At 70.8% G+C, this 1,459-nt stretch carries 2 protein-coding genes; one reads left to right on the top strand and one right to left on the bottom strand.

Annotated elements, in window-relative coordinates; all coding sequences use genetic code 11:
* Positions 1 to 480 (top strand): hypothetical protein (locus AB0K09_RS33320; RefSeq protein ID WP_366069125.1); only part of this gene is annotated, 480 nt, incomplete at its 5' end.
* Positions 481 to 524: 44 nt separating this feature from the next.
* Here AB0K09_RS33320 and AB0K09_RS33325 read toward each other — a convergent pair.
* Positions 525 to 1,199: a hypothetical protein gene (locus tag AB0K09_RS33325; RefSeq protein ID WP_366069126.1), complete on the bottom strand. Its 675-nt coding sequence runs from the start codon at positions 1,197 to 1,199 to the stop codon at positions 525 to 527.
* Between the last annotated feature and the right edge of the window lie 260 nt (positions 1,200 to 1,459).

Genomic DNA, 1,459 nt, shown 5'->3' on the forward strand with positions numbered 1-1,459 from the left:
TGCCGATCAGCCGAAAGGGCCATGCCGCGTAGGCGCCCCGAACAGGTCCGGGCCGGACTCCCGCGCCGACGCCGGCCGTATGCCCCGTACGACACCCGTCCCGCCGTCATCGACGGCCTGTCCGCGCGGACGCTGGCGGAAATCACCCGCCTCGAACGCACCAGGAACTACCTCTGCCCGGGCGACGTCAGCCGAGCCATGAGGCTCTGGAAGGACCACGTACGGCTGCCCCTGCGCGACCTCGCGCACCACTACGAACGCGGCTGCCTGTACGGGGACTGCTGCGGCGACCCCCTTGAGGCCCGGGTCCTCCTCGACCACATCACGCAAGCCCTCTCACGCCGGGGAGCACGCGAGCTGAGCGCGGAGCTGCACAGGTTCGACGAGCTCTGGCACCGGCGCTCGCCGCTGTCGCCGCTCGCCGGCGACGTGTCCTTCCGAGTCCTGCGCAGGCTCCTGCACCCGGACCTTCCCGGATGAGTCACGGTCCAGGGCCATGCCCAGCCGGTCGCGCGGCGAGCGCCTCAGCCGTCGGCGTGGGCCAGGCCCCGCATGATGGCCATGAGTTCGTCGGGCGGCGAGATGCTCATCGTCCGGCTTTCCTCGTCGAAGACCGTGATCGAGGTCAAGGTGCCGGCGCGCCACCAGAACACGCGGGGTGAGATGCGTCCGGGACCGTCCTCGTAGGCACCCATCCCGAACTGCGCGAGGGCGTTGACCGCTTCGCCCACGTGGCTGTCGGCGAGGGGGTAGAAGACGAGGTTGTGCCGGTTCGGGACGGTGAGCAGCACTCCCTCGGCCGGAAGCCCGGGGCCGTCGGCGGCGCGCACCGCTTCCTCGAGGACGAGTGCCTTGCTGGCCGCGAACACCGACTCCGGGTGCCCGAGGATGTGAAGGACGGCACCACCCGGCAGGTCCACGGTGTCGTAGTTGACCGGCGAGTTGAGCAGATTGGCGCGCGCGGCCGCCACGAGGGTGTCCCACTCGACGAGGGCCACCTCCCGGTCGCTGAGGACACGGACGTTGTCCGGGGTGTCGAGGGCGATGCCCGCCAGCAGGTCCGTGGCCACCGGCCGCAGGTAGCCGAACTGCTTCCGCGCCTCCGCGGGTATCGACTCCTCGGAGACCAGCCGCAGATACACGTCGCGCAGGGGGTCCGGGGCGGGGACGGGGCCGGCGTGGGGTGACAGGTCGGTCATACGTGGTTCCTTCGATGTTCGATCAGCCGCGGCGGTAAGCCGGGCCCGTCGGCGCGGTGGCCGCCCGGCGGCGTGCGTGACGGCTGACGGGCGGAGTGAGCTGCAGGGCGTCACGCGGTGGCCGACGGGCTTCGAGGATAAGGGCCGGACACGGGAGAGATCATCGCCGAAGACGTTGACGAAGACGGACTTGACGTCCGGGTCGCCGAGGATGATCTCAAGACCGTTGGCCATCACCTCGGCGGAGGCACCGCCACCGA

Source organism: Streptomyces sp. NPDC049577, assembly GCF_040675635.1.
GTDB lineage: Bacteria > Actinomycetota > Actinomycetes > Streptomycetales > Streptomycetaceae > Streptomyces.